Raw genomic sequence first — 24706 nt, 5'->3', positions numbered from 1 at the left:
GGGACATACCTTCTTGCTTCTCGTGCAGTTCGCCACTATGGGGGTCATGGGTAGGTATCGTTGGGCTCACCGTGGGCCCAGGAGATATGCAGGCGATGTATTCGCAGCACGGTATGACTGCAGTGTGGGCTACCAACTCCCCGGGATGTGATTGGATTTCGACTGCCCACCCGCCCGGCCCCGTAGGGGCAGAGGGCGGGGTGGGCTAGTCGTGCTCAGGGGTTCACGGGTTACGACCCAAGCCCGCATCAGGTGGATTCAGCCAAGCAGGGACTTCAATCCGGTGAGTCTGCGCTGTGATCGTCGTCTTGCGCTGACATCGCTAGACCGTAGGAGCTTCCATTTCAGCCGTGCCCCTGGTTTTGCGCGATGTTCGCCTAAGCTTGCCAGCTGCTTGGCGAGGGGGCAGTTTCGCCTTGGCCGCTGCAAGCAGTCTCACGCTGTCAACAGCCATTCTCTTGTACCTGGCATCTAGAAAGGCTGCTTCTCCCAAGAGGCCGCACAGTTTCGCGGCAAGCAGTGCGCGTTTCCGGTCATCTTTTTCTGCCTCAAAGGCGGCTCGAATGGCTCGGGCTTTTCGGAAACGGGCGTGCGGAACACGCAATGCCCCGCCTGCAATAACGACGCCCGTAACATGTTTGGGGCGACCAGGACCGAATATTTTGGTTTTGTGCCCGGACAGTTTATGTCCGTGGCTCTTCACGATGCCTTCAACCTGCTCAGGAAGACTTCGTGGGATCGCATCACCTGAGAGGGTGATGTCGTCCACGTAGACCGACAACTTCAATTGCAGCTCTTTCCCGCGTTGATCTACCGTTCCGAATAATTCTCGATTGACCCAGTAGGCTAGGATCGGGCTAGACGGTGCTCCTGTGGGCAGTGCACGCTTGTATGTGCATAGATCAGTCAATAGTCCAGCGACATCGGGAGCACACTGCAGATCAATGTGGAAAAATCGGAAGACCTGCTTTGACGTGGTGGACGGGAAGAAGTCCTTAAGGTCAAACGTGGCTACAGAATTTGCACCAACATGGGCCAGCGCATTTGATCGATATGAGCGACCGGGCGTCGCTCCATGACAGTAGTCAGGAACCTGAATACGGGACAGAAGCTTGGTGATGCGCGCGAGTACGACCTTGAGTTCGGGGACGGGGTTCTGCACCCACCGGGCTTTGCGAGTCGCACCGGTGAACTCGCAAACTTGAGCTGGTAATTCAAAGACTTCGAAATTACCTTCGTCCATCGACAGCAGCGTCAAGTTTTTCGCATCTACATCAAGGATTTGCGCCAGTCGCTTTCTGGAGCCTACCTTGTAGAGGGCGCATTGATTTAGCGCGTAGGATTTGCTCTGCTTAACGCGTGCTGGTAGATTCGGACTTGCTGACATTCTTTGCTTCTACCCATTGAAGTAATGCCAGCACCTTCTTTGCAGCGCCCACACGCAGGTTGCTCGTGAGACCTGTTTGATGAAGATTCTCTGAAAAGAACAGCAGCGAGGAAACCGGAATTCCGAAATGTTCGCCGTATTTATTCAGCATCTCCAGCGTTGGTTGCTTCTTACCAGACTCGATTTCTGATAAATAGGAGTTGGAAATGCTCAACTGAGCACAAAGCTCGGACTGTGACAGGTCGTGGTAGGCCCTGACTAGCCTTAGTGCTTCGTTCAACATGATGATCCTCAAAGTAAAAAGATCAGGAGTAGTCGTCTTCACAGGAGATCGTCAAACCGGTCGCAGATCACTTGCCAGTGGTCCTTGATCCAGCTCCAGCACCAATCTACCAAGTTAAACACCCGATAGAGGAATGCTGCAAAGTCGAAAATCTTCTTAAAGATCACGACTTTCGACTTCTTCCGCTCAGTCGACGGACACGGTTTTGCGGTTTCATTAGTTGCCATATAGCGCCTTTCACGTTGCGACACCAACAACCTCTGCGGAACCATCCCGCATTAGCCTGATGCCTCTCGTACGCTCGTGATTAGCGACAACCTGGAGAAAACCGCGCTTTTCCCCCCGAACCAGTTACCCGAGTCCGGCTCTCGTCGGACTCGGCTATCCCCTCCCTGCCGGAGAGTCGTAGCGGTGAGGCTGCGTCCGTCCGTCTGGTCTGGGATTGGGTAGGGGCTTTGACACCCCCGCGGAGCCGAAGCTCCCAGTGCTACGAGACCTATATCTCCGTAACCGCAGTTGCAGTGTAGTCGGGTTGATGGGTTGTTGTCAAATTTTTTCGCTGATAGCGAATTGCTTTAGCTTTTCGCGAGAGCATTGATCACTCACATCCCGGCTTTGCAGCCGTTTCGAGTGGCGCTGCTACTCCAAGTCAAACTTGACCACAGGTTTGCCGCGTAGCCTTTACACGCCCGCACTTAATGAAGCTAGGCGGGGCGGGCAACAGGCGGGTGACTAGGAGCCAATGGTCAGCATGCCGCTGTCGTTTTGCAGCAATCGACCGGCTTCGATCAGCGCATCAATCGCTTCCCGCGCCCGGGTCGAGCGGTGCTTGGAGGAGACCGCACTGAATGCAGTCTTGACTACCTCTAGCGCTTCGTCACGACTGATCCCTTCGAGCGGTTCACCATCGCTGCCGTTTTGCAGATGCTGCGACAGTGCGACCAGGGCTTCTTTCTGCTGTGGCGTCAGCGCAGGTGCTGTCGCAGCCTTCTCCACCTCGGGTGAGCCCTCCACTTCCATGAGCGCAGGGCCGACGATGGGCAGGCCGTAGTCATCCTCACCCAAGGCGATGTTCTCAATAGAGAAATAGCGCATGTCGCCACCCGCCCCCTGGCGTGTCTTGATCAGTTCAATGGTGCGCAATCCTGACTCTGCCTGAGCCACCATGATGCAGGTGTCGAGGGCTGCATAGAGGCTGGAATGCCCACGTGGACCCCTTTCTTTGGCCTTCCCGGTATGGTGGGTCAAGACCACTGCTGCACCTGTCAATTCAATGAGCCGGTTAGAGTTTTTGATCACTACTCCCATGTCGGTGGACAGGTTTTCATCACTTCCCGGAATAGCACGGTTCAAGGTATCGATGAAGATCACATCCACGCCGCCAGCTTGCTGGACGTGATGCGCAAGGCCCTCTACGGAATCCCAGTCATTCAAGCGCCATGGCCTCGTCAGGAAAATTGCTTCCGGTGCAGGGAACGACCACCCTGGATGGTGTTGCTCGATGGCCTCCAGCCGGTGCTTGAGGTCACCTTCCAGATTGACGTACAGAAAGCGAGCGCGTTTCGGAATAGCGTAGCCGAATACCTCTGGAGCGTTGAGCAAGGCCGCACCCAAGTGCAACTGGAGCACGGATTTACCGCAACCTGACGGCCCCGCGATCATGGTGAGTTGTCCCTTGCTGATCAGCCCATGGATGAGCGGGATTGCAGAGGGCTCGCTTTGCACGTCGGCGCGGGTGAGCAACCCAAATTCCCGCGCCTGTTCGGGCAGTCGTACCACATTGCTAGTTTCGTTGGCTACATCGCTCTTGCTCGGCTCAACGTTAGCCTCCAGGCCTTGCGTGTCGGAGGGTTCGGCCTGCTCGTTGTGAGTGGTATGTGGCTCGGCAGAGAGGTCCAGAGGTTGGGCCACCACCGGTGTCGCCACGTAGTTGCTGTCATTGAGAGCGGACGAGTGCTCGGCGGCCAGATTGTCGGCCTCCAGTTCGTTGCGCAGATTGTGCTGTCCCTCGATGGCGACAGCCATGATCTGAGCTTCTTCGGGGTATTCGCGATGGGCTTTCAGGTTCGTATTCATTTCAGATACCTATACATATGGGGTGCTTGCAACATGCGTAGGAGAGCGCGGACCGGGCATGCGATAGCCCTCTGTGCGCCCCCTGCTTCATGTGGATACAACGGACGCCGGAGCGCCCTCTACTGCTTTAGGCCATGCCTACTTGCCCTGGCGTTTGCGAGAGATCGCCTTCTGGTAGGCCAGATGGCGTTTCTTCGTCGCCCGCTTGCGCATCCCGGCCTGATCGACCGGAGAGGCGGGGATTGCGTGACGACGATCCATCCGCCAGAGGAGATCGCCGACCGAGTCCACGCGATCCATGAGATCGCGGAGGATGGCGTTCTGCTGCTTGAGCATCTGGTTTTGCTGGATTAGGCAGACAGTCTGCATGGCGAGGTTTAGTTGGTCTTGATTGGTCATGGTTGACTCCTTGGGGGACGTTCAGGCCGCCGCACGTTTAGAGGGCGGCCATGCACGCGACTCGGCCGCTCCATGGCCGAGTGGTTTTCTGAGGGTGGGGATATCAGGCGCGTGCGCGTCCCATGGGCTCGGCAGAGCCGTTGAGGATTGCCCGCATGTGGCGGCGGATTTCAGGGTCGGGGTCGTGAGCCGTCCCATGGGCATCGGTGGCGGGCCAGCTCACCTCCAGTTGCGGGCCAGCGAGCCACTGTTCGACAGCGGCTCGGTTCCATTTCCGGGCGGGAGCTGATCCACGTGCAGCTTTCACGAAGATGCCGTTTCGCGTCATGCGGCGCAGGGTGGATGCCGGGAATGGCACCAGGGTCTGCAGTTCGCGCAGGCGGATAGTCTTTTTCTTGCGCTGTGGAGCGCGATAGGGATTGATTGGCAGGTTTGCCGCGCCAGTGCCGCGAGCTACTTCAGGCAAGCGGCAGTGTGGCCGTGCTCCGATTGCACCGACCTGCCTTGAGTCGGCGCGATCTTGCGAACCCTCCAGGCGAGGCATCGCTGCGAGTGTCGGAGCGGATGATCCGAGCGAGAATAAAAATTGCTTCATGTTGATGCAGATTCGTAGTTGGACGAACCCGCATTGAACTGAAGCTGTCGAATTCTCGGAAGGGAACTTAGTTGGTTGAGATGAGGGGTACTACTTTCCCTTTGCGCGAGCACGCTGCGTTTTGATGATCTTTTCTGCAGCATCCTCCTTGATCTCTTCGTTCGGAAAGTAAATTCCCCAGCTCTTGCTTGCGAAATGCAATGAGTCATCGAGGGACATGCTTAAATCAGAGGCTATTCTTTTCTGCCACTGAAAAAATAACGCGTCGCGCTCTGTCTTGGGAGGTTGCCCCATTTTTGCATTTCCCGGGCTAAGGTCCTTGCTCGCTTTGTTTGCAACCTCGTTAATTAGCATTAAGTAAGCGGAAATATTCGCTTGCACCGACTCCCAGGCAGGTTTGTTGAATCTATCCATAAAATCCCTCACCTCAACGTGTTTGGCGTCATCCGGGCACTCCTCTGCCTCCTTTGCTATGGCGTTATAAGCATCCTCCAGCACGGGTCCCAAGTTCGTGAAAAAGGAGGTCGCCGCAAGGCGTTGATTGAGTAATCTTGCAGCGGCCGCAATATCGTGCGATGCTTTCCTTTGGAGCTTGCGGGTTTCGCGGGGTGTGTGAGCCCCATAAACATACGCGAGGATGCCATTCTCCACGAGCTTATTTACTCTCCGGGCATGGCTATTGTGCATTATCCATCGATGTAGCCACAATGCTAGAAACCTGGTATTTTCTGAAGATAATAGGGATTTGTCGGGATTGCTTCCATATGCCTTGACAAGGGCCTCCAGCTTGAGGAAGCGGTCGTCAACATAATCTAATTCCTCGTCCCTACTAGGATCGTCATACCCCCCTTCCGGATACAGGTTGTATTCTTCGTAGGAATTTTCATTTTCCATAGTTCGCTCAGTTGTCTGGGTAGTTGATCCTCATGAGAGCATATGAGGCGGCGAGATGGGTAGCGCGAGGGGGAGAGGTGCAGGACTGGCTACGCTGCCATCCCGAGGATCAGCGCATGGAGGTCGTAGGTGCCTCTGTCTTGCCGCACAGTTGAGGTGGCTGCATCTGGCCTAGGTACACTGATTGCCACGCCGAGTTTGCTGGCTCGGTCGCAACCCTGCCCCCCGCCATGGAAGGTATTGAGTGAAACGAGACTGGACAATCATCCGAGCCATTCTTCTTGAGTTGGAGGAATCGGCAACCCCCAATACTGTTGTCAATGCCGACAAACTTGCGCCCTTTGATGAGCAAGAGGTTGCCTACAACATGAGGCTCCTTAAGGAGGCGGGTTACATCACCGCCAACATCTTGGAATCTTCTAGCGGTGATGGGAGAATCATCTCTGCACTTGCTCGGCGGCTCACCAACTCAGGCCATGAGCTCCTTGACACCATTCGCAGCGATACGGTTTGGGGCAAGATTCAGGACAAATTCAAATCGAGCGGCGTGGATATGACCTTTGATCTCGTGATCATGGCGGGCAAGAGGATCATCGAGGGCCTGCTCAGTTGAGGTCGGGTTGTTCGCGCTGGAGCTACCTACGGCGCTTGCGTTGTTCTCTGGCCCTACCCTGCAATCTATCTACAGCTCATGCTGAGATGCGCCGTCGCGAGGTCTGGCTGTCGCTACTTACCTAGCCCCTATCACCTTCTGTTCATGTAGCCATGCTTTCATTCGACGCAACCTACGAGGGTGTTCAGTACTTTGGAGAGTACGATTTCGTAGACGATGACACGATCATCGTTTGCTATCCGGATGGAACCCAGTCCCATGAGATACAGCTGCGAGGTCTCAAGCCTCTTCCGACAGCCAAGACCGAGCTGCGAGCCTACGCTAGCAAGCTCAAGCAACGGTAGTGGAGCGCCTGAGTAGCCTCGTCGGCTTCGCGGTGTGACGGGTGGTCGGCACAACTTCGCTGCGTCTGATGTCAGTCACTATTCCTACCCTGCAATCTACTTACGGGGCACAGCAGTGCCTGAGCGCAGCGGATGAGCCGCGCTCAGGAGTGCCTCTTACGTCAGATCGGCGGTAGGTGCAGATGGGGCATTGGTCTTCACCCAGGTGATCCCGTTATCGCGCGCGGTGGTGGACGAGTACAACTCGCTAGTCCCGATCACTTGACCATTCGTGGCGGTCAGCGTGAAGTAGGGGCTGCCGTTACTGGCAGTGAGCTTCTGATAGCGCGCATCGTATGGCGCATTGGCCTTCACGGACGCGATGCCTGCTTCGGCGTTCTGCTTGGTGGTATAGCGTTCACTGGTCAGGACAACCTCGCCATTCCCGGAGGACTTGAGATTGAACATGTACTGCGTACCGCTGCGCTTGAGATGAAAAATTCCAGACATCTGGTGTTCCTTAGTTGAGCATTGATGAGGTGAGGGCACCCTTTAGGAGACCTGCGACTGCCCTCACCGGGCTACGTCACCGCTTGCTATTCGGCGTACGGCTTACAGGCTTCCATGTGCTGCCAGAAGTCGTAGTTGGAGGCAAGGGCTTACGGTCAGGCACTGCCGCGAAGTTGTCACGCAGCCCTCCACGGGGCCCCACTTCTTGGAAGATGCCGCCACTGTTGCCGGTACTCGTACCGGGCTTCTTTCCTGCTGTCATATTTATCCTTTCGGTACAGCAAGTTCCCCGGTACGTAGAACCCTCTAAAGCGCAATCAAATTGATTCCGCTATGCTCAACGTTTCCATGGACGTGAGTTCAGGAGCAGATTTCGCCGGTGTCGGTGGTCTGCTAGGTTCGCCGAGAGCTGGAACTCTCGGCGGCCTTTCTCTAGGGCTGTATGCACAGCCAGTGACCACTATATATGGTGTGTTACGGATGAGCAAGACACTACCGGTAGTGTACTGTGCATAACTTTGTGGATAAGCTGGGGCCGTTATGTGGATGGGTGTGTATAGGCCGATTTGTGGCTTGGCCCATAGGCTTACCCATCGCCCGGTACTCAGCGGCTTGGGCCTGTCTTCTCTGTCGGCTATGTGTGGACTGGCGCGGACGCGCTGCCGCCGCTTCATCCGGTTGCCTCTCCTACCCGCCACGTTACCCATCCCGCTGCCCTGGGTGAGGTTCTCAGCTCCACCAGACGGCGCGCACTGGCCCCACGGCAGATGGCCGCATTTCGTGTGAAAGGATGGGAGAAGCGCTGGTATCGCTGCAAATGTTGCTATACTCGCGGGCTTCGACACACAGGAGAGGTGGCAGAGTGGTCGAATGTACCTGACTCGAAATCAGGCGTAGTGGCAACACTACCGTGGGTTCGAATCCCACCCTCTCCGCCAAAATGAACTAAGCCCTTGTTTATCAAGGGCTTTTTTCTTTGCGTGGCATGACTTCGAAGTTGTTTGTCCAAAACATCCAACTTCCATGTCCAACTACACGTGTTCTGCATCTCCGCCATCGACAACTCAGCCGGGCTCCGATGCGCTTGCTTCCGAGCCTGTTTCCTCAACGGTCGGAGCCGCCACTTGCAGCCCGAAAGCGGCGCGCAGTGACTCTGACGCGTCAGCCACCGGCTATTCGGGCTGGACGCCTCGTCTCGGTGCCGCCCATCTTTCCAAGGGCGCCAACGGCATCTGGTACATGCGCCTGGTCGTGCCCGAGCACATTCGAGCCCGCCATCCCGAACTGCCCCGCGAGCTGAGACGGTCAACTAAGGTGGCCCTAAAGAGCCTCGCGGTCGCCAAATCTCGAGAAATGTGCCTAGACTTCTTTGTCAAGTACGGCTCTGGAGTTCCCATGCTCAAACTTGACGAGAAACCTGACGAATCCTTCGCGCTCTTCTACGAGAACGGCAAGATTCGCATCGACCATTCCCCATCCGCGAGCGTCGAGACGATCATCCTGATGCAACGCTGCTTCGATCGGATGATTGAGCAGATCGTGGGACGCGTGCATCGATCCCCGGTACATCCGCCCATGTCAGAGGCTACCGCTGCAGCCATTTCTGTGGTGCCCATGACAATTCAGTCGGTCGCATCGCCGATTCCAGCAGTCGCGCCTGCACCGCATCAAGAAGTCATCCCACCAGAAAAAAGGCGCTGGCTGTCCGACGCCATCGAAGACTGGCGCATCAACGGCGGCACCAAATTCTCGGATCACTCCTGGCGCTTTTCCTATGAGGCGTCCTTCCGCGTGTTCCGGGAAATCGTGGGTGACACGCGGCGAGATTTCACGCACAAGGATGGGACGATCCAGCCCGGGATGCTCGACATCGAGATGCACCGGCTGACCCGCAGCCACATCGAAGCCTATTTCCAAGGGCTCAGACGTCTGCCCCCCAACCAGGGGAGCAATACGAAAAATACCGAGGCACACGAACGCATCTGGCAAGGCATCGAGACCAAGGCGAAATGGCCCAGCCTCACCAGCGTGGAGAAGAAACTTGTCCACGTGGCCCCCTTCATCACCTATGCCAGCCTGAAGGAATGGATCAAACCCGAAGTGCTTTCGGAAATGAAGCTGTCGGTTCAGGCCGCCAGCGCCAACCTGATCAAGGCAGAGAAGCAATCGCCCAAGAAAAAGGGGGCGGTGGCCCTCTCCGACGTCGAACTGAAGGCGATGTTTGAGCAGCCAGCCTTCCTCAACGGGGCCATGTTCGCCCCCTGGTGTTACTGGGTGCCGCAGATTTGCCTGTACCAAGGCGCCCGGGTCTCTGAAAGCTCCGGTCTTCATACCGATGACATCATCACCATCGGTGGGGTGCATTGCATGTCGTTCATTTCCGATGATGCGAACGACGAAGACGAACTCGACAACCAGCCGCAGAAGAAGGCACGTGGTCAGAAGGTGGTGCTGGCGAGAACCAGCGAAGAGTACCGCCGGGTCAAGAACAAGGCTTCGCGTCGGGTGGTGCCGATCCACCCGAAATTGATCGAACGTGGCTTCATGGACTTTGTCGAGCTTGTCCGGAGCTACTCGCGTCGGTCAGGCCCTCTGTTCATTGGGCTGCGGTGGGACGACAAGATGATGTTCGGACGCAAGCCCGCCCGATTCATGAAGGCGTTGATCCAGCAGGCGGGCTTCTACGAGTTGCGCCGAAAAGTTCCCCATTCGCTGCGGTCCAACTTCCACCAGTGCCTCAAGAACACCATGCTGGATTCGAACCTGCAAAAGCAACTGCTGGGTCACTCCACGGGGGACATGAAGGACTCCAACTACAACGAGACCGATCAGGGGCCGGCTTTCCCGTTTGCCGAGGTGCTGCCGTACCTTGAGAAGATGGACTTGGTATCGACATTCCGAACTGGGCAGAGGTGAAGCGGCTGGGAGCCATCGCGCGCGCCGATGGCACTTTGAAGCGTCCTCTGTCGAGTGCTTGATGGGCGCAATGCCTATTAGCGAAGGGATGCATATCAATACCGATGTCCTGCCCGAGCTCTGCCAAAGCTGAGAAGAGGCCGTTCGCTGCTAGCGTTTCCAAGTGAGCGGTAAAAAAGACGATCGCGAGCTCAGAAATTAGCGGACGTGGCGATAGCTGCGGCGCAGATGCCTGTTCCGTGGCAGCTCGCGTCTTCCGAACGGAAGGCCTGGGGGGCGCCGGAACGAAAAACTGATGCATTTCCCGTCATTCAGTGATTGCGGTCCGCTTGGCAGCTACTGTTGCAGGACCAGCCGTTCAATCTGACTTTCGCGCTCGACTGGCAGTCGATAACACGGTCACACCTCGATGTAAATTGGCAACATGGGCTGAGGCTCGCCATACGGGCATGAAGCGCCCCGGGTGTCGCGGAGGCCAGTTCGTTTAAGTCAGACGGTCGCGGCCTAACCAGCGCGTTGTTGATGGTAGTTTGCCTCGAACTCAGCAGGCGGGACATTGCCAAGCGGCCCCATCAATCGATAGTGGTTGAACCAAGAGACCCATTCCAGCGTGGCCAGTTCGACAGCCTGCTTGGTCTTCCATGGCCCACGTCGGTGGATGATCTCGGCTTTGTATAAGCCGTTGATGGTCTCGGCCAGGGCGTTGTCATAGCTGTCCCCCTTAGAGCCCACTGACGGCTCGATCCCCGCCTCAGCCAGTCGCTCGCTGTAGCGAATCGACAGATATTGCGAGCCCCTGTCGGAGTGGTGAATCACACCATCATCCTCTGAGGGTCTGCGGTCGTACAAGGCCTGCTCTAGCGCATCGAGCACGAAGTCGGTGTGCATGAAACTGCTCTGGCGCCAACCCACGATGCGGCGGCTAAACACGTCGATGACGAAGGCCACATAGACCCAGCTCTGCCAGGTTGAGACGTAGGTGAAGTCCGAGACCCACAGCTGATTGGGTCGATCAGCCGTGAACTGCCGATTGACCCGATCAATCGGGCATGGCGCCTTGGGATAAGCGATGGTGGTGCGCTGGGCCTTGCCTCGGCGTACGCCCTGTAGGCCTTGCAGGCGCATCAGCCGCTCGACGGTACAGCGCGCTACGGTGCCGCCCTCCCGATTGAGCTGCAGCCAGACCTTGTCTGCGCCATAGACCCGCAGGTTGGCTTGCCACACACGTTGAACCTGTGGCACCAGGACTGCATCGCGCTGGGCGCGAAGCGAGCGCAAGGATGGTTGCCGCTGCCGCGCGGCATGAAGCCAGTACGCGGATGGGGCGATCTGCAAGACACGCCAGATCGACTCGACCCCAAACTGCTTGCGGTGCTGGTCGACGAAGGCTTTCAGGATTTGATGCGGCGGGCGAGCTCCGCCTGGGCGAAAAACGCGCTGGCCAGCTTCAGGATCTCGTTGGCCTTGCGCAGCTCGCGGTTCTATCGCTCCAGGTCTTTGATGCGCTGGGCATCTGCTGTCGAGACGTCGTCACGTTGGCCGGTATCAACTTCTTGCTGACGCACCCAGGTGTGCAGCGTCTGCGGCACACAGCCAATCTTCTCGGCGATCGACTCGATGGCAGCCCACTGCGATGGGTACTCCGCCCGGTGCTCCTGCACCACGCGCACGGACTTCAGGAGAAAACTTCGGGGACTTCTTCATGGCTCCATTCTCCAGTGTTGGAGCCTCCTCGAAACCCGGGGCGCTTCACACTTCCATTCGATTGGTACGGCTGTGAGGGGGCAGGTCAAATGCGGACCGAGTAGCGAAGCATTGGGCACCGCTGGCCTTGCGGTACTTCCACCACCTATCGGCAGCGGACGCAAAGACGGTCTGTGCCGGTTCAGCCGCACAGCCTCGCGCAGGCGGCACCATGTTGAGCTTCCGAGGACAGGAATATTGGATTCCGGCCGAACCGATGACGCTGGGAACCTCGCGCTTCAGCTAGCCCCTGCAGCCCATAAAGGAGGCGCGATTCAAACCGTCATCTTGTGGCTAACCAAGGGTCTGCCTGGGCTGCAAAAGTCAGATGCAAGTACTATAAAATACTAGATAAACCGACAATAATAGAGAGCTTTTCGATACTCATTCGATACTTTATTGAGTCTGTCTAAACACTCTTTTGTGTGCACAAAATGTCTCAAAATACCCTTCAAGAAGTCTCATTTGGGACGACAACCATTCAGAAGCTCAGAAGAATTACTCTTGACCAGAACCTGCTTCGAACACTGAGTCTTGAGGAGGGCGACAGCGTAGAGGTTGTTCTTGTGGTCGCAACTGGTGATATATGCCTACGGAAATGCAAGACTAGCCAAAGCGAAACAGTGAAGAAGAATAAATAAGTCTATGTCGAACGCTAATTCGGCAATCACAGCCCAACCTCCGACATCAAACATGCCGGATCCTCATCACATCTCACACAGAAGAAAAATTGGTGCGTACTACACACCGATTGAAGTCACACGCCTATTGTGTGAGTGGGGAATCAGAGCAAAGACGGATAAGGTATTAGAGCCATGCTTTGGAGGCTGCACTTTTCTTGAAGCCGCGCTTGAAGAGCTTAGAAAAAAGGGGCAGGAATCCCCCAACGATAACATCTTTGGAAGTGACATAGATCCACTGGCATTCGAATACTTAGAGAAGAGGCTTGGCCGAGGCGTCAACTCAACTCATTTCTTCCAAACAGATTTCCTTAGACTTACACCCGGGAAAGGCACATGCGAAGATATTGATTTCGTCATGGGCAATCCCCCATATATCAGGCACGACAATATTGACTCCAAACAAAAGGAATCAGTCGAGCGTTGGAAAGCAATCAATAAAATACCCCTAAACGGTAGGGCCAGCCTATGGTCATATTTTTTGCTCCATAGCCTATCTTTCCTTAAAGAAGGAGGGCGAATTGCCTTCGTCCTTCCTGGAAGCTATCTAACAGCGCACTATTCCCGACAAATTCAAACTCAAATCGAAGCAAAATTTTCCGCCGTTACGGCCATCACATTAACCAAGCGCCTTTTCGTAAGCGAAGGCACTGAAGAACTGACAATCATACTTTTGGCTGAAGGCTACAAAACAAACTCGATTAAGAGCGAAACAGTCCGCTACTGCTTAGCCGACATCGAAGAGTTAGGGGCGTTCATCCAGACCTATTGGAAGCTTGATAAAGCTCCAACAGCACCCGCATCATCCCAAGCAGGCACGGGAATGCTACCTCAGACTGCGGTCGACGCTTTAGATAATCTGAATACCATCCCAGGTGTAAAAAAACTTGGCGACATCGCTACTATTCGAATAGGCGTAGTTGCAGGAGATAAAAAATTCTTTATCAAATCTCCGAGTGAATGGCGCAATCTCGATATAGAGAAGAGGCACTTGAAATATATTGCCCCGAGAAGCCTTTGGATACACGGGATAAGGCTAACAGAGCTGGACGCTGTCGCACACGAAAACATGGACGCCCCTTGTCTTGCACTAAACCCGCCTAGGGAACCAAGGGCAAGCAGTCTACTCTCTTATCTAAACTCTTACCCCATTGAAAAAAGAGACAAAAACTCGACATTCAATCGACGAGAAAAATGGCACCAATTTCTTGACGCCGAAACACCCGATGCATTCATGGTGTTCATGACTGACTTCGGGCCAAGACTCGTGTTGAATGAAACAAACGCGAACTGCACAAACTCACTCTACAGAATACATTTCCCTGAATTAAGTGATGCAGATCTGAAATTGGTTGTTATTTCATTCTTCACCACATACACACAACTTTCGGCGGAACTAGTAGGCCACGGACGGGGTTCTGGCGCACTGAAACTTGAACCAGGCGACGCTGGGAAACTCCCCCTATATTTACCGAGCCGCTCAAAGAAAGATATTAACGCCGCATTTGACGCGTTAGACCGCCTCGTGAGAAATCGAAAATTCGATTCCGCCACAGAATATGCTGATGAATTTATGTTTGAGAATTCCAACGAATTCCGTAAATCATTGAGCACGCTGAAATCTGGCCTAACGACAGCCCGCATTCGTAGAATGCGAGAAAGCATGAGGAAAAATTATGAGTGAATTAAAAACTCTGAAAGACCAACTCTCCCAAGCTTTAGGAGAGACCGAAACGGATATCAATAAAATTCTATCTCTCGCCACAGAAATGGCGAAACACGACTCCGATACAGTTCGATTTTCCGTTGATGCTAGCCATATTTCACGACTGGGCATAGAACTTGTTTCAAAGCAGGAAACCGCAGTCGCTGAGCTAGTAAAGAATGCGTATGACGCCGACGCAGTAACCGTTTACCTAACATTCAAGGACTCCTTGATAAGAGGAGGCGAACTTGAAATCATCGATGACGGCCATGGAATGTCACGAGGTCAACTATTAGACGGCTTCATGCGCATTTCTACCCAGGACAAGTTTTTATCACCGATCTCCTCGAAATTTCAACGCCAGAAGGCAGGTAGAAAAGGAATTGGTAGATTCGCAACCCAGCGTTTAGGAAGAAAACTCACAATTAAGACCCAGCGCGAATCCGAAGAGTACTCGCTAGAGCTAAATATTGACTGGGATCAGTTTGAACGTGGCAAAGATCTTCATCTTATATCAAGTCAGATAGAGGCTAAGCCCAAAATGGAGAAGGCTGGCACCGCCTTGGTTATCAGAAATCTTCGAGACCCATGGACGGAAGCCCAAATCCAACGCACTTACAGATATATTTCCGAACTGATTCAGCCATACCCACTCAACAAAAAAGATGAGCGCTCAAAGGGTATTGACCCTGGCTTCAAAGCAACATTCCTCCGTTCGCAAAACGGAACAGTCACTACCGTTGCTGGCGAAGAGGCTTCTATATACAGAAACTCATTCGCAAAGTTCACCGGCTATGTCGACAGCAAAGGGGTACCTTACATCGACATCACCTCTGAAAGATATGGGATAAACATCAAAGGGAAAAGGCTACCATTCGATCAAAAAACTCGCCCAAGAAATGACCAGGAGTTGACATCATATCCACTTCTGTCTGGAGTTAGATACAGTGCTCATTATTTCATACAGGATGAATTGCCATCGGGCACGAAGACATATGTTCAGAAAGTGCTCCGTCGCCAAGGGGGTGTGAGAGTATATAGAAATGGTTTTCGCGTCTTGCCTTATGGCGAACCATTTGACGATTGGCTGGGACTTCAGCAATCTAGTGCCGTCAGAGAACTACTCCCCCCTCATCACAATTCAAACTTCCTTGGATTTGTAGAAATCAATGACGTGGTTGGCGAGAATTTTGAGGAAACGGCCAGCAGAGAGGGGCTGCTTGAGAATGAGGCCTTTCATCAACTGCAGGACTTCATACACCGCTCATTAGTTACCGGTGTCATTGAGGTTGCTCAAAAACGAAACAAGAAGATCTACTCTTCAGATAAAAAGCCCTCAGGTGACATCACACCGCCCCCGGCTCCAAATCCTAAAGATCTAGCAGATCAGGTTGCAGCTCAACTCCGAGCTGCTGCGGCGCAGGAGAGTGAATCAGAAAAAAAAACAACCACAGGCATTAATTCCCGGGACTGAGCAGACAAATAACTTCGAAGAACTGGCCAAACAAGTTGAGTTATTAGGTGAAAAATCTCAAAACATCCTCGAAGAAAATGGAATGCTTCGAGTTCTAGCAAGCCTGGGTTTAACAATCGGAGAGTTCACTCATGAGGTTCGCCATGCACTGGCCGCATTAAAGGTTGGCATGGAATTGCTCGAGTCAAACTCTTTGTCGAAAGACGTTATCTCTGACGTTAAGGATAATGTCCTCCTACTGCAGAGCTATGTCCGTTATTTTGACAATGCTATTACACAGAATGCGCACCGAAGTCTCTCCGCACATGAATTACGTGACCTAGTTAGGGAGTTCTCGGAAGTAGTAAAACCTTCCCTCGATCGTCAGAATATTCAGCTCACCTACGATTTTAATGGGTATGATTTGTTTACAAAACCCATGCATAAATCCGAATGGTCATCGATTCTTCTAAATCTTTTCACAAACTCTCTTAAAGCCATTCAAAGGGCCCAAACGAGAGGAAGGATCCACATCGTCGGAGGACGTAACGAAGGTCATTTGTACTTGGAATTTTCAGACAACGGGGATGGCATCCCCGACGACAATGCCGAGAAGGTCTTTGATGCTTTTTTCACGACAAGCGCACCTCCAAGTGCGCTCTCCCCCGACTCTGAGCAGTTAGTAGGCACTGGGCTTGGGCTAAAGATTGTCTACGATATAGTCACATCTGCGAATGGTGATATATATATAGTCCAACCACCAGAAGGTTTTTCCACTTGCTTCAGGATAGATATACCTGAGGCCACTGACGAGGAAGTTGGAGATGAACGATATTAATTTTCTGTGTATTGACGACCAACGCGACAGCACGGTAGACACCTTACTGAAATCAATCAGTGAAAAAGATGGTCCGAAGTTTGAGCGAAGAACACCAACAGAGGTCGGAGAACAGCTTGACCTAATTCTTAAAGCAGCAAATCAGCATCCAGGAAAGTTTGGGGTTCTGCTTGACCTCCGACTCGATATGGAGGCAGATAGCGCAGGGAATAAAGTTCCTTATCGTGGCCCCACAATCGCACAGGAACTGCGTACACGAATGGCAGAAGGAACTGCACCGGCATCATTTCCGATTGTTCTTTGGTCTATTGCCACAAAATTCAAGAATTCGTACACGGGTGAGGACACATCTCACGATCTCTTTGATGCTGTTTACGGCAAAGATTTGCAAATTGCCAATGAGCCTCGACGGGTGGGCCAAGAAATGTGCGCATTGGTGAATGGCTACTCATGCTTAAGTGAGGCAAAAACCAAGCGACTCAAGCCTCACGAACTACTGAAAATTTCTCAAGGATCTTCTGAAGGAATATATCTAGAGTTCACAGATGAGCTCGCTTCGTCTTTAGAAACAACAGCGGTTCATTATTCAGCAAGAATAATCATCTCACAGCTATTGTTGCATCCCGGTTTTTTGGTGGATGAGCGTTTGTTAGCTGCGCGGCTCGGAGTTGATATAGAGGCTTCTGGTGATTCTTGGATAAAGCTCAGAGACGAAATACTCGCCAACGCAATGTACTCTGGGCCCTTTGCCTCAGGCTGGCGTCGTTGGTGGTGGAGTCAAGTAGAGGATTGGTGGGCCTCGCAAGGCGATAAGCGCCCAAGTTTGAGGCGAATCGGCGCCTCAGAGCGCGTAGCTTTCATTAATAGCTCACAGAAACTCCAGCTTGTTGCAGCCAAACCCATCAAGGCTGAATACAGCGAGAAATTTTTTTACTCTTTGCGCAGCTACAGGCAAGCCACTTGATCCCATGGACGGCTTCAGGATTTCCATTTCTTCGAAAAAAAACTGGCAAGATGCGATCTTTGTGTCTATTGACGCAGCGCTTAATCGAGAAAATAAGGAGTCCTGGGGGAGAATTCATACATCAGATCGCGAACGATTTGCATCACTCAAGGAGGAAATGAAAAAATGAGCAAGAGAGTGGCTCCGTCCGAGGTAAGAAAAAGGCTATCAAAGGAGCTCCTAAACCTCCATCAAGTTTTGAGCGAGAAGAGGACTGACGTTATATCCGACGCGTCACCTTTATACTCAGCAGCAAATCAAGTAAGTCGTGACTCAAAGGGAAACCGATGGGAGTACGAAATCACGGAACTTACACTACAAGTCAAAATGCCTCAAAACTCTCTCCCAACAAGCTGTGGAGAATGGCTGAACATAATAATTGATTTAGATATTGCTGGCGAATGCTTATCTGACGGAAGCGCAGAAATCAAAAAACTAATACTAAACTTAAAGATTGAGACAGCCTCCAAAGGGAACGTTTGTTCATGGCACTTTGATCGTCACATTTCTGGAGATAATCCGGCTGAAGATGTGCTTACCGAGGCCCACCCTCGCTATCATTTTCAGCATGGTGGTCACGCAATGAAGCCATTTGCAGATAATCTGGGCGGGATGCTACTGCTTCCAGCACCTAGGCTTGCCTTTCCCCCCATGAATGCAATACTATCCCTAGATTTCGTTCTCTCCAATTTCTCCGGGCAATGTTGGCAGCAACTCAGAGATGAACCAACATACATACGTTTGTTGAAAGATTCCCAACAAGCTTATTGGCGACCATATATTGAAAAAATTGCATCGTGGTGGGATAAGACCCCTAAAAGGGACAACGAATGCCAAGACCTCTGGCCACATTTAATTTAACCACGAGCGACATCACACAATATAAAAAACAAGAACATTACGCCAGCAATCCCGGCGGTCTTGAAATCGTATAATTTAATTTAAACGTTGCCAAGAAACATGCTGGGATCGATGGCATTCGCACTGCCGTGATGCGCTTAAGCTGAGGCCACATTGGCTCCGGGCTGATCAATGGCTTGCACGCCTACTGACTTTTGGGGTTTGGGAATATCGATACCTACTTTGTTTAGCGCGTTGATCACTGTGGAATGCCCTGCGACCTAATCAGTGCTGGACGTTGATCGCCGGTAGTCTCGAGCTCGGGTGCCCGGGCAGTAGCTGAGCACGCGTTCCATGACCCCGCGCTGTCGCCTAATTCCATCAAAGACCTTGGGAATCCAATCACCCGGGCTGGTCAACGCTGGTGCCACGACAATCAATCCGCAGAACGACTCTTCATCGGCGTACTTCTGCCCGCCCTCGGTTGTCCGAGAGACCTTGCGGCGCTCGATCTCGAACAGAAAGACCGAGCATTCCGGTGTCTGCACGTAGCTAACCAATACACCGCGCAGTCTGGATTGGTCCGGGTCAATGAAAAGCCACCGACTGACGGATGTTCCGACTTGCCCTTCCTGCTCTGCGTCGAATGGCCACAGGGCTGCCATACTGGGTTCGTCGCTGAACTGCACAAGGCCAGTGTCGGCGCTGTACCAACCGACGGCAAGAATCTGATCAGGCCGCGTAGCTCGAAGGTGTTGAAGCGCGTCTCACACATCACGTGTGGCACCGTGAGATTCCAGAACGAGCTCTGTCGGCAACGTCGCATCAATTTAGACACGTCACACCTGAACTCCATCGCGGGTTGTGCCACGATGGACTGCGCCACACGCACATGAGTTTTTTATGCCGTCGCCTTCGGCACGCGCAGACACGCTTTATGCGCTGCACCGGTAGGCCGGGCGCAAAGATCCTCCACTAGCCGCCCCTCATGCATCCGCAACACGCGATCCGCCATCGCAAAATGCCGTTCGTCATGGCTGATCACCACCAACAGGTGCCCGCGCTCCCGCAGCTCGGGCAACAGTTCGGTGTAGAAAAGCTCCCGGAAACCAGGATCCTGATCCGCCGCCCACTCGTCCAGCACGATGACCGGTCGGCACTCGAGATAAGCATGCAGCAGTGCCAAGCGCTTGCGTTGCCCTGTTGAAAGATCGAGCGTGCTCAACCGCCCGTCTTGGACTAACACCTTGGGCCCAAGTCCCAGCCGATCGAGATGGCGCTCCGCCTGAGAGGCCAGTGACGCGGCATTCCGCCCCCGTGCCACCAAGTCATCGAAAAGATAGAAGTCGGACAGCACCGTGCTGAACAGCTCCCGATAGCTCCCTTGCGTCTCGAGTGTGATCCGTTGGCCATCGAGCAAGATCTCCCCGTCCGTGGGTGCGTACAGGCCCAGGAGCAACTTGACCAGCGTTGTCTTGCCAGCGCCGTTGTCTCCTACGATAAAGACCATCTCGCCCTTGCGCAGTTCAAGATCGAGCGGCCCCAGGGCAAAGATCGCATGCTCTTGCTTCTGCACCGGAAATCGATAAGTCACGCCACGTAATTCGATGCGCTCCATCGCGATAGGCGCGGTGGTGCTTTGCTCCAAGGTTTTGCTCTTCACCCCGCCTTGCGCAAAATGCACCCGCAGTTCCTCGATCCGCTGCAGCGCCACCCGCGCCCGCCCGAAAGTCGGCAACCCCGTCGCGATCTGGTCGATCGGCCCTTTGAGAAAGAGCAGTATCAACACAAATGCACTGAGCACCTCAGGCTCCATCTCCTGCCAAGCACCCCATGCGAGAACCAACGCGATCAACAGAAAGAAAATCGCCGCTCCAAATGCCTTTGCCAGCACATAGATGCTGACAGCCCTGCCATTGACCGAGCGGATCGCCTCGACGGTCGCCGTGATCTGCCCCATCAGTCGAATCCGCCGTTCCCAGTGCAGCCGCAACTCCTTGGCTCCATCGCTCAGCGTGCGGTAGTTCCGATGCAGTTGTTCTTCCTGCGTCCGCGCCGACCAGAACCCACGCATGCCGCGCGCCTACGCCAGGACCTGAACCACGGTGCCGACCACCAGAGCGGCCAGCATCAGCCCGAACAGCGCCGGCGAGAGCACGGCCAGATAAAGAAGGCAGCCCATCGTTACTGCGCCAGAGATCAAAGTGGCAGACAGCGTGAAAGCAAAGTGACTTACGATCTCTACATCCTGCGTGAGCACAGGCAGCAGGCGATGATTGCCAAAGCGCTCGAGGGCTTCCAGGGGCGTTTGCAGGATGTCCTCGGCCAGACCCTTGCGCAACTGGGCCACGACTCGCTGCCCCACGCGGTTAGTCCCCATATCCGACAGTCCCCGGCCCAGCAAGGCCACGCCATACAGACCCAGGTAGATCCATAGCATCGCGCCCACTTCCCAGGGCGGCGGGACCATGGGGCTGCATCTGCCAGGGCGGTCCCGCGCGTAACAGCCAGCGCAGGGCATTGAAGACTTCCCGCAGATCGTGCTCTCGCTGGGAAGCGTGCCTGTCCATCAGGGTCAGATAGGGTGCCGCGAAGCTCCATTCTTCATCGCTGATGTCCGTTGGGTACGGCTCGCGGGGCATCTGCAAACTCTCATCACGGCTTTGCTCTCACTGAGAAAGTTCACAACACGCTCTAGTTAAAACGGTATTGGTTAAACCGGGCACATCAGGGCCTCCAGCTGTGCCTGGATTTGCTGGTTGCGCGTGGGCTCGTGCACCAGCAAGAGTGCGTGGGGATGCGCTTTGCCGATGCGCCATGCTGATCAGCGTTCGCCGCGGTTCGCCGGCTCGAAGTCAATGAAATCGGCCGGCACATTCGCCGTGAGCCAGACGCCATTCTCGGCTTGGTAGAACCGGTGCCCTTGGCCGTGCATGGTGGCCGCTGCGATGGACAGCACCACGGGCTGCCCGTATCGCTGCCCCACGCTGGCCGCCGTCTGCGCATCCTCTGAAAGGTGCACGTGGTGCCGCGAACCCGGCAGCAATCCTTGCTGGCGGATCGACTCCAGAAACCGGGTCGCAGTGCCGTGGTACAGAACAGCGGGCGGCGTCTTTTCCTCCATGCGGATCGACACGGTGGGGGTGGAGTGCCCTTGCACCGCGCGGATACGGGAGCCATCTTCCGAAATCGAAAACCGCTTTTTGTCGCTGGTCACGACGACCTGCTCGATCAATGCACGGTCCAGCGCACGACCGTGCTGGGCCGCCGCCGCGATCAATGTGTCGATGGGGGCCCAGCCCTCGCGATCCAGGGTCAGCCCGATGGATTGGGGCTCATGGCGCAGAACGTGGCTGAGAAACTTGCTGGTTTCGGCGAGTGGCTGGGTGCTCATGTAAAACGCCTTGGGCTGTTTACCCGGTCTGGCGACCCGTCACTCCGCCGCTGCGGCGATCAGTGCCTGCAGGGCCTCGTCCACTTCGCGGTAGTCGCCCCCCTGCTGCGGCACCAGGCAGGTTGCCAGCGCCTGCAGTGCGCCCGCTTCCTTCTGCAGCCGTGCAATGGCCTGCCCCGCATCGCGCGGCGCATCGAAGCCGGTGCTTTGCAGCAGCACCCGGCCATCCACCGCGACCAGCTTGAAGTAGAACTTGCCGTCCGCTTCGCGGTACTGCTTGAACGTCGGCAGCGCCGCTTTGGCGGGCTTGGCCTGTGCGGGCGCCGCCACCGCGGCGGTGCGCAGGCTGCGCAGCCCCACGGCCCCGCGCAGGTCGCGCATGAACGGCGTGGCGATGGCGCGTGCGCGTTCGGCGCCGGCCAGCAGGGTGTCCTCGATCTGCGAGGGGTCGGCCATCAGCGCTTCGTAGCGCGCGCGCATGGGGGCGATGACCTGGTCCACGCGTTCGAACAGCACCTGCTTGGCGTCGCCCCAGGCGATGCCTTCGGCGTATTGCCGGCGCAGCGCGGCGGTTTCCGCTTCGGTGGCAAAGGCCTGGTAGATCTGGAACAGGGCCGAGCCCTCGGTGTCCTTGGGTTCGCCGGGCGCGCGCGAGTCGGTGAGGATGCCGCCGATGAGCTTGCGCAGCTGTTCGCGTGACGAGAACAGCGGGATGGTGTTGTCGTAGCTCTTGCTCATCTTGCGGCCGTCGAGGCCGGGCAGGGTGGCCACGTGCTCGTCGATGGCGGCCTCGGGCAGCACGAAGCGCTCGCCGTACAGGTGGTTGAAGCTGGCCGCCATGTCGCGCGCCATCTCGATGTGCTGCACCTGGTCGCGGCCCACGGGCACCTTGTGGGCCTTGAACAGCAGAATGTCGGCGCCCATGAGCACGGGGTACATGAACAGGCCGGCGGTCACGCCGTCATCGGCCTCGCGGCCGGCCGCGGTGTTCTTGTCCTGCGACGCCTTGTAGGCATGGGCACGATTGAGCACGCCCTTGCCGGTCACGCAGCTCAGCAGCCAGTTGAGTTCGGGGATTTCCGGAATGTCGGACTGGCGGTAGAAGGTGACGTGCTCAGGGTTCAGCCCGGCGGCGAGCCAGCTGGCCGCGATCTCCAGCGTGGACCGCTGGATGCGCACCGGGTCTTCGCACTTGATGAGCGCGTGGTAGTCGGCCAGAAAGTAAAAGCTCTGCACGCCGGGCTGCAGGCTGGCCGCGACGGAGGGGCGGATGGACCCGACGAAGTTGCCCAGGTGCGGCGTGCCCGTGGTGGTGATGCCGGTGAGAAAGCGCGTGGTGGTCATGAAAGCAAGATCCGCAGAAAAACAAAGGACAAGAGAACCGCAGCTGCGGGCCCGTCGACACCGCAACGTTCAGATGCGGGTGCCGATCAGCGCAGCATCGCCATCAGGGGCGTCAGCAGCAGGTTGATGGCCGAGTAGCCCAGCGACATGAGCGGGCGCAGCCAGACCGCACCCACCACGCCAGCCACGACCAGGGCCAGCACGATGAAGAAGCCGTAGGGCTCGATGCGCGACACCATTTGCGCCTGCTTCCAGGGCAGCAGGCCGACCAGGATGCGCCCGCCGTCCAGCGGCGGCAGCGGGAACAGGTTGAAGGCCCACATGACGAGGTTGACCAGCATGCCGGCGCGCGCCATCTCCAGGAAAAAGCGCTCCTGCACGCCGAAGCCGACCAGCGCGATGAGGAACACCGCCCACAGGATGGCCTGGAAGAAATTGGAGGCCGGCCCCGCCAGCGCGACCCAGATCATGTCGCGCTTGGGGTTGCGCAGGTTGCCGAAATTCACCGGCACCGGCTTGGCGTAGCCGAACAGAAATGCCCCCGACGTGGCGAAGTACAGCAGCAGCGGCATGAGGATGGTGCCGACCGGGTCGATGTGCTTGAGCGGGTTGAGCGTGATGCGGCCCATCATGAACGCGGTCTGGTCGCCGAAGTGGCGCGCGGCGTAGCCGTGGGCGGCTTCGTGCACCGTGATGGCGAAGAGCACCGGCAGTGCGTAGATGAGAACGGTTTGGATGAGGTTGGAGAAGTCCACCGGGCGATTGTCTCAGACGCCGGCATGGGGCCTTTCCCGCGGCATAAGCGCAACTACGGAGGGCGCCCGGCGCGATCGTTGATAGCATGGCACGGCATGTTGCAAAACGTAGCCTGTGCACACCGCCGGGCGCCGGTGGCTGCCTGCGATAACGACATACAACAGGCATAGGAGACAGTCGATCATGGGCTTGGACAGGCTGAAGATTGGTACGCGGCTGGTGCTGGCGTTCGGGGCGCTCGCGGCGCTGATGGCACTGCTGGTGGTCGTGGGGCTCACCGACATCGGGCGGGCGCAGGCGTCGCACCGCGCGGCGTTGCAACTGGCGGGCGGCCTGGCCGACGCGCAGCGAATGCCGCTGGTGCAGGCCGTTCAGGCGGCGCAGGGGCAACTGGACGACGTGCGGGTGTGGCTGCTGGTGCTGGGCGGGCTGGTGTTCGCGGTGGCCATTGCCGCGTTCCTGCTGCTGCGCCAGGGCATCGTGAGCCCCCTGGCCCAGGCCATCGTCATCGCCGAAACCGTGGCGGCGGGCGACCTGAGCAAGGAGTTCAGCTCCGACCTGCAGGGCGATTTCGGGCGGCTGCTCGGGGCGTTGGGCACGATGGAAGACACCTTGACCGAGCTGGTCTCGCGCATCAAGCAGTCCACCGATGCGATCACGCTGTGCGCGGGCGACATCGATTCGGGCAATTCCGATCTGTCGCGCCGCACGCAGGAGCAGGTGTCCTCCCTGACCGAGACGGCCGCGAGCATGGCGCAGCTCACCTCCACCGTGCGCCAGAACGCCGACCGGGCGCGCTCTGCCAGCGGCCTGGCCGTGGCCGCGTCCGCCACGGCCGAGCGCGGCGGGGCGGTGGTGGGCGAGGTGGTGCAGACCATGCAGGCCATCAGTGGCAGCTCGCACAAGATCGTGGACATCATCCAGGTGATCGAGGGCATCGCCTTCCAGACCAAC

At 55.9% G+C, this 24706-nt stretch carries 21 protein-coding genes, 1 tRNA gene, 2 pseudogenes and 1 other annotated feature; of the genes and pseudogenes, 9 read left to right on the top strand and 15 right to left on the bottom strand.

Annotated features, from left to right (window positions below; genetic code table 11):
- Positions 1-322: 322 nt before the first annotated feature.
- From AC27KI_RS05085 to AC27KI_RS05060, 6 genes are all read right to left on the bottom strand, one after another.
- Positions 323-1387, bottom strand: a complete 1065-nt coding sequence (locus AC27KI_RS05085) for a reverse transcriptase family protein (protein WP_487112870.1) — start codon at positions 1385-1387, stop codon at positions 323-325.
- Complete coding sequence (locus AC27KI_RS05080; protein ID WP_487112868.1) at positions 1353-1670, bottom strand: helix-turn-helix transcriptional regulator; 318 nt, start codon at positions 1668-1670, stop codon at positions 1353-1355. Before AC27KI_RS05080 ends, AC27KI_RS05085 begins: the two co-directional genes overlap by 35 nt.
- A gap of 732 nt (positions 1671-2402) precedes the next feature.
- Positions 2403-3746: an AAA family ATPase gene (locus AC27KI_RS05075; protein WP_487112866.1), complete on the bottom strand. Its 1344-nt coding sequence runs from the start codon at positions 3744-3746 to the stop codon at positions 2403-2405.
- A 138-nt stretch (positions 3747-3884) separates the two neighbouring features.
- Complete coding sequence (locus AC27KI_RS05070; protein ID WP_487112864.1) at positions 3885-4145, bottom strand: hypothetical protein; 261 nt, start codon at positions 4143-4145, stop codon at positions 3885-3887.
- Positions 4146-4248: 103 nt separating this feature from the next.
- A complete protein-coding gene (locus tag AC27KI_RS05065; RefSeq protein WP_487112862.1) occupies positions 4249-4740 on the bottom strand; it encodes a helix-turn-helix transcriptional regulator in 492 nt (163 codons plus the stop codon).
- Positions 4741-4830: 90 nt separating this feature from the next.
- Positions 4831-5634 (bottom strand): hypothetical protein, encoded by an 804-nt coding sequence (locus tag AC27KI_RS05060; RefSeq protein ID WP_487112860.1) that lies wholly within the window; start codon positions 5632-5634, stop codon positions 4831-4833.
- A 244-nt stretch (positions 5635-5878) separates the two neighbouring features.
- Here AC27KI_RS05060 and AC27KI_RS05055 point away from each other — a divergent pair, with 244 nt between their 5' ends.
- Positions 5879-6247 (top strand): DUF2513 domain-containing protein, encoded by a 369-nt coding sequence (locus AC27KI_RS05055; protein WP_487112858.1) that lies wholly within the window; start codon positions 5879-5881, stop codon positions 6245-6247.
- A gap of 500 nt (positions 6248-6747) precedes the next feature.
- Here the strand turns inward: AC27KI_RS05055 and AC27KI_RS05050 are convergent, their stop codons facing one another.
- Entirely contained in the window at positions 6748-7080 is a 333-nt protein-coding gene (locus AC27KI_RS05050) for a YegP family protein (protein WP_487112856.1), read from the bottom strand.
- Between the two features lie 848 nt (positions 7081-7928).
- Between AC27KI_RS05050 and AC27KI_RS05045 the strand changes: the two genes are divergently transcribed.
- Together AC27KI_RS05045 and AC27KI_RS05040 are read left to right on the top strand one after the other, a co-directional pair.
- Positions 7929-8018: transfer RNA gene (locus AC27KI_RS05045), tRNA-Ser, on the top strand.
- 85 nt (positions 8019-8103) lie between these two features.
- A complete protein-coding gene (locus AC27KI_RS05040; protein WP_487112854.1) occupies positions 8104-9996 on the top strand; it encodes a site-specific integrase in 1893 nt (630 codons plus the stop codon).
- Positions 9997-10500: 504 nt separating this feature from the next.
- Here the strand turns inward: AC27KI_RS05040 and AC27KI_RS05035 are convergent.
- A pseudogene (locus tag AC27KI_RS05035) lies at positions 10501-11700 on the bottom strand (IS3 family transposase).
- Positions 11317-11433, bottom strand: a sequence feature (AL1L pseudoknot). It overlaps the preceding pseudogene by 117 nt.
- 732 nt (positions 11701-12432) lie before the next feature.
- On the opposite strand from AC27KI_RS05035, the gene AC27KI_RS05030 reads away from it, so the two are divergent.
- The 5 genes from AC27KI_RS05030 to AC27KI_RS05010 all read left to right on the top strand — a co-directional run bounded on the left by AC27KI_RS05030 (position 12433) and on the right by AC27KI_RS05010 (position 18279).
- The gene (locus tag AC27KI_RS05030) at positions 12433-14103 is read left to right on the top strand and encodes an HsdM family class I SAM-dependent methyltransferase (protein WP_487112852.1); all 1671 of its coding nucleotides are present in this window, start codon (positions 12433-12435) and stop codon (positions 14101-14103) included.
- Positions 14096-15598 carry an ATP-binding protein gene (locus AC27KI_RS05025; protein ID WP_487112850.1) on the top strand — a complete coding sequence of 501 codons (1503 nt, stop codon included), beginning with the start codon at positions 14096-14098 and terminating at the stop codon, positions 15596-15598. The genes AC27KI_RS05030 and AC27KI_RS05025 overlap by 8 nt, the downstream gene beginning before the upstream one ends.
- A complete protein-coding gene (locus tag AC27KI_RS05020; RefSeq protein WP_487112848.1) occupies positions 15552-16415 on the top strand; it encodes a sensor histidine kinase in 864 nt (287 codons plus the stop codon). Before AC27KI_RS05025 ends, AC27KI_RS05020 begins: the two co-directional genes overlap by 47 nt.
- Positions 16402-17379 carry a hypothetical protein gene (locus AC27KI_RS05015; protein ID WP_487112846.1) on the top strand — a complete coding sequence of 326 codons (978 nt, stop codon included), beginning with the start codon at positions 16402-16404 and terminating at the stop codon, positions 17377-17379. Before AC27KI_RS05020 ends, AC27KI_RS05015 begins: the two co-directional genes overlap by 14 nt.
- Positions 17380-17544: 165 nt before the next feature.
- Positions 17545-18279, top strand: a complete 735-nt coding sequence (locus tag AC27KI_RS05010; RefSeq protein WP_487112844.1) for a hypothetical protein — start codon at positions 17545-17547, stop codon at positions 18277-18279.
- Positions 18280-18539: 260 nt separating this feature from the next.
- Here AC27KI_RS05010 and AC27KI_RS05005 read toward each other — a convergent pair whose 3' ends face one another.
- The 7 genes and pseudogenes from AC27KI_RS05005 to AC27KI_RS04975 all read right to left on the bottom strand — a co-directional run bounded on the left by AC27KI_RS05005 (position 18540) and on the right by AC27KI_RS04975 (position 23751).
- On the bottom strand, positions 18540-18923 hold the full coding sequence (locus AC27KI_RS05005) for a hypothetical protein (protein WP_487112842.1): 384 nt from the start codon (positions 18921-18923) through the stop codon (positions 18540-18542).
- 236 nt (positions 18924-19159) lie between these two features.
- Positions 19160-20332, bottom strand: coding sequence for a cyclic peptide export ABC transporter (locus AC27KI_RS05000; RefSeq protein ID WP_487112840.1), 1173 nt, complete (start codon positions 20330-20332; stop codon positions 19160-19162).
- Between the two features lie 9 nt (positions 20333-20341).
- Complete coding sequence (locus tag AC27KI_RS04995; protein ID WP_487112838.1) at positions 20342-20698, bottom strand: ABC transporter transmembrane domain-containing protein; 357 nt, start codon at positions 20696-20698, stop codon at positions 20342-20344.
- 28 nt (positions 20699-20726) lie between these two features.
- Positions 20727-20900, bottom strand: a pseudogene (locus AC27KI_RS04990) (transposase); the annotation flags it as partial.
- Between the two features lie 182 nt (positions 20901-21082).
- Positions 21083-21652 carry an RNA 2'-phosphotransferase gene (locus AC27KI_RS04985; protein ID WP_487112836.1) on the bottom strand — a complete coding sequence of 190 codons (570 nt, stop codon included), beginning with the start codon at positions 21650-21652 and terminating at the stop codon, positions 21083-21085.
- Between the two features lie 39 nt (positions 21653-21691).
- Positions 21692-22996, bottom strand: a complete 1305-nt coding sequence (locus AC27KI_RS04980) for a tryptophan--tRNA ligase (protein WP_487112834.1) — start codon at positions 22994-22996, stop codon at positions 21692-21694.
- 86 nt (positions 22997-23082) lie between these two features.
- On the bottom strand, positions 23083-23751 hold the full coding sequence (locus tag AC27KI_RS04975) for a site-2 protease family protein (protein ID WP_272565547.1): 669 nt from the start codon (positions 23749-23751) through the stop codon (positions 23083-23085).
- 184 nt (positions 23752-23935) lie between these two features.
- Between AC27KI_RS04975 and AC27KI_RS04970 the strand changes: the two genes are divergently transcribed.
- The coding region (locus AC27KI_RS04970) for a methyl-accepting chemotaxis protein (protein WP_487112832.1) at positions 23936-24706 on the top strand (771 nt) is incomplete at its 3' end.

Source organism: Acidovorax sp. KPB24-03 (genome assembly GCF_057546605.1).
Note: the sequence above shows the minus strand (reverse complement) of the source record. Positions and strands in the feature narration are given on the sequence as shown.